This is a genomic window from Cellulosimicrobium cellulans (genome assembly GCF_042723955.1).
GTDB classification, from domain to species: domain Bacteria; phylum Actinomycetota; class Actinomycetes; order Actinomycetales; family Cellulomonadaceae; genus Cellulosimicrobium; species Cellulosimicrobium cellulans_H.
Window position 1 is genome coordinate 28,538 of the sequence record NZ_JBHXIC010000049.1, and the last position, 4,132, is coordinate 32,669.

The 4,132-nt window shown below is 71.3% G+C and carries 2 protein-coding genes; both read left to right on the top strand.

Going from position 1 to position 4,132, the window contains the following annotated elements:
- The first annotated feature begins 205 nt into the window (after positions 1 to 205).
- Positions 206 to 1,897, top strand: coding sequence for a BCCT family transporter (locus tag ACFWH7_RS13785; protein ID WP_378217079.1), 1,692 nt, complete (start codon positions 206 to 208; stop codon positions 1,895 to 1,897).
- A gap of 217 nt (positions 1,898 to 2,114) precedes the next feature.
- Positions 2,115 to 4,025 (top strand): translational GTPase TypA, encoded by a 1,911-nt coding sequence (gene typA, locus ACFWH7_RS13790; RefSeq protein WP_047232779.1) that lies wholly within the window; start codon positions 2,115 to 2,117, stop codon positions 4,023 to 4,025.
- The last annotated feature ends 107 nt before the right edge of the window (positions 4,026 to 4,132 follow it).

A 4,132-nucleotide genomic window follows, 5' to 3' on the forward strand; every position in this document is an offset into this window, starting at 1 on the left:
GGCGGGCGGCTGTAACACCCCCCCCCCCCCCCCCAGCGCCCCCGCCCGCGGGGGGCGCGGCGCCCCCGCCCGCCCCCCCCCCCCGTTCCGGTTGCCGGGTGGCGCCCACGCGACAAGCCTGGAGCCCATGGACGCGCCGGAGCACGAGACTCCTCCCGAGACTGCCGAAGATCCGGTGGGCCCCGGGCCTGATGCCGAGGGTGGCGTGCCCGTCGCGCCGTCGCACTCTCCCGACGCGCCCCGGACCGGGCGGCCCGACCCTCGGGTCTTCTACCCGGCGGCCGGGATCATCCTGCTCTTCGTGCTGGCGACCATCCTCTTCACCGACACGATGACGGCGCTCATGAACACGCTCCAGCGGGACGTCATCGGGGTCTTCGGCTGGTACTACGTGATCGTCGTGGCCGGGTTCGTCGTGTTCTCCCTGTGGATGGGCATGAGCCGCTTCGGCGACATCGTGCTCGGCAAGGATGAGGAGACGCCCCTGTTCCGGCTCCCCGTCTGGTTCGCGATGCTCTTCGCGACGGGCATGGGCATCGGGCTCGTCTACTGGGGCGTCGCGGAGCCGCTCTCGCACTACGTCGACCCCAAGCCGGGCGTCGAGGGGAACGACGCCGCGCTCGCCCAGGCAGCGATGGGCCAGAGCTACCTCCACTGGGGAATCCACGCCTGGGCGATCTACGTGGTCGCGGGGCTGGCCCTCGCGTACGCGATCCACCGCAAGGGCCGCCCGGTCTCGATCCGCTGGGCGCTCGAGCCCTTGTTCGGCGACCGGGTGAAGGGGCGGCTCGGGGACGTCATCGATGTCGTCGCGATCATCGGCACGGTGTTCGGGGTGGCGACGTCCCTCGGGTTCGGCGTCCTCCAGATCGCGGCCGGCCTCGGGTATCTCGACGTGGTGCAGCCGAGCACGGCCCTCGAGATCGGCCTGATCGCGGCGATCACGGCGCTCGCGACGATCTCCGTCGTGTCGGGGCTGGGCAAGGGGATCAAGTGGCTCTCGAACGGCAACATGGTCCTGGCCGGGGTCGTCCTGGTCCTCGTGCTGGCCCTGGGGCCGACCCTCTTCCTCCTGCGGGAGTGGGTCCAGTCGCTCGGGTACTACGTCCAGAACATCGTCCGGCTGTCCTTCGACACGACCGCGTTCCAGGGCGAGGCCGGGCTCGAGTGGCAGTCGTCGTGGACGATCTTCTACTGGGGCTGGTGGATCTCCTGGGCGCCGTTCGTGGGCGTCTTCATCGCCCGGATCTCGCGCGGACGCACGGTGCGCGAGTTCGTCCTCGGGACGCTGCTCGTCCCGACGATCGTCACGACCCTGTGGTTCTCGGTCTTCGGCGGGTCGGGCCTCTACCGCGAGCTGACCGAACCGGGGAGCATGCTCGTCGACGGAGCGGTCGACACCGACACGACGCTGTTCCTGCTCTTCGACGGCCTGCCGCTCGGCAACGTCCTCTCGGTCGCGGGCATCCTGCTGATCGTCGTTTTCTTCGTGACGTCGTCGGACTCCGGCTCGCTCGTGGTGGACATGCTCGCGAGCGGGGGCAACCCGAATCCGCCCACGTGGAGCCGCGTCTTCTGGGCGGGCGTCTCGGGGCTGCTCGCGATCGCCCTCCTGCTCGCCGGCGGTCTCCAGGCGCTCCAGACCGCGGCGATCCTCATCGCGCTGCCGTTCTCCGTCGTCATGATCGGGATGGCCGTGTCCACCGTCCGTGCCCTGCGCGCGGAGCACGCCGCGATCCTGCGCGCCGAGCGCCGGGCGGCGCGCACGGCGCTGACGGAGCACGTGACGACGCGCGTGTCGGAGAGCATCTCGGAGCAGTGGGAGGAGCTCTACCCCGACCGCCCGGACCGGTGGCGCGCGTTGGCACGGCGTCCGCGCAAGGGTTCTCCGCGCTGAGGCGGCGCTCTGCCGCGACGTGTCGTGGTGCCGCTCGCACGAGGGGAACGGCCGGGAGTGACGGGGGTCATGGTGGCGGGAACCGCGACCCGGTAGGATAGCCGTGCCCGGGTGACGGCCCGTGCTCCGTGATGCCGCGGCGGGCTGCTCCCGCGCCGTGCGCGCAGAGGTGGCCGGCCGTCGTCGCCCCTCGAACCCCACGAAATGAGAACCGTAGATGTCTGTGCGCTCCGACCTGCGCAACGTGGCGATCGTCGCCCACGTCGACCACGGCAAGACCACGCTCGTCGACGCGATGCTGCGCCAGTCCGGCGCCTTCTCCGCGCACCAGCACGTGGACGACCGCGTCATGGACTCCGGTGACCTCGAGCGCGAGAAGGGCATCACCATCCTCGCGAAGAACACCGCGGTCCGCTACGCCGGCCCGGCCGCCGCCGCGGTGGGGGAGCCCGACGGCATCACGATCAACGTGATCGACACCCCCGGCCACGCCGACTTCGGCGGCGAGGTCGAGCGCGGCCTGTCGATGGTCGACGGCGTCGTCCTCCTCGTCGACGCGAGCGAGGGCCCGCTTCCGCAGACCCGGTTCGTGCTGCGCAAGGCGCTCGCCGCGAAGCTCCCGGTCATCATCGTCGTCAACAAGGTCGACCGCCCGGACTCGCGCATCACCGAGGTCGTCGCCGAGGCCACGGACCTGCTGCTGGGCCTCGCCTCCGACCTCGCGGACGAGGTGCCCGACCTCGACCTCGACGCCATCCTGGACGTCCCGGTCGTCTACGCGTCGGCCAAGGCCGGCCGTGCGTCGCTCGACCAGCCCGTGGACGGGCAGCTCCCGTCGAACGAGGACCTCGAGCCGCTCTTCACGACCATCCTCGAGAAGATCCCCGCGCCGACGTACGACGAGGGCGCGCCGCTCCAGGCGCACGTCACGAACCTCGACGCGTCGCCGTTCCTCGGCCGCCTCGCGCTCCTGCGCATCTTCAACGGCGAGCTCCGCAAGGGCCAGGTCGTGGCGTGGGCCCGTCACGACGGCACGCTCCAGAACGTCAAGATCACCGAGCTCCTCGAGACCAAGGCGCTCGACCGCGTCCCCACGGAGTCGGCCGCACCCGGCGACATCGTCGCCGTCGCGGGCATCGCGGACATCACGATCGGCGAGACGCTCACCGACCCGGAGGACCCGCGTCCGCTCCCGCTCATCACGGTCGACGACCCGGCGATCTCCATGACCATCGGGATCAACACGTCGCCGCTCGCGGGCAAGGGCGGCAAGGGCCACAAGGTCACGGCCCGCCAGGTCAAGGACCGCCTCGACTCCGAGCTCGTCGGCAACGTGTCGCTGCGCGTGCTGCCGACCGAGCGCCCCGACGCGTGGGAGGTCCAGGGCCGTGGCGAGCTCGCGCTCGCGATCCTCGTCGAGCAGATGCGCCGCGAGGGCTTCGAGCTCACGGTCGGCAAGCCGCAGGTCGTCACGCGCACGATCGACGGCAAGACGCACGAGCCGATGGAGCGCATGACGATCGACGTCCCCGAGGAGTACCTCGGCAACGTCACGCAGCTCCTCGCGCAGCGCAAGGGCCGCATGGAGACCATGTCGAACCACGGCACCGGCTGGATCCGCATGGAGTTCATGGTCCCCGCGCGCGGGCTCATCGGCTTCCGCACGCGCTTCCTCACCGAGACGCGCGGCACGGGCATCGCCGCCTCGATCTCCGAGGGGTACGAGCCGTGGGCCGGGCACATCGAGACCCGCACGACGGGCTCCCTCGTGGCCGACCGCGCCGGCAAGGTGACGCCGTTCGCGATGATCAACCTCCAGGAGCGCGGCTCGTTCTTCGTCGACCCCACGCAGGAGGTCTACGAGGGCATGATCGTCGGCGAGAACTCGCGCAACGAGGACATGGACGTGAACATCACCAAGGAGAAGAAGCTCACGAACATGCGGTCCTCGACCGCCGACAACTTCGAGAACCTCATCCCGCCGCGCCACCTCACGCTCGAGGAGTCGCTCGAGTTCGCGCGCGAGGACGAGTGCGTCGAGGTCACGCCCGAGGTCGTGCGCATCCGCAAGGTGCTGCTCGACCAGACCGAGCGCGCCCGCGCGGTCTCGCGCGCCAAGCGCGCCTGACGTCGCCGCGCGGGTGACCGTCCCGTCGTCCCAGCCAGGCCCCCCGGGGAGCCCCCGCGGGCCGGGGGGCGGGGGCCCCCCCCCCGCCCCCCCGACGACAGCCCCCC

Excerpts from the sequence above, each read along its gene's own strand:
- typA (WP_047232779.1), top strand. The coding sequence starts at position 2,115 with ATGTCTGTGCGCTCCGACCTGCGCAACGTGGCGATCGTCGCCCACGTC.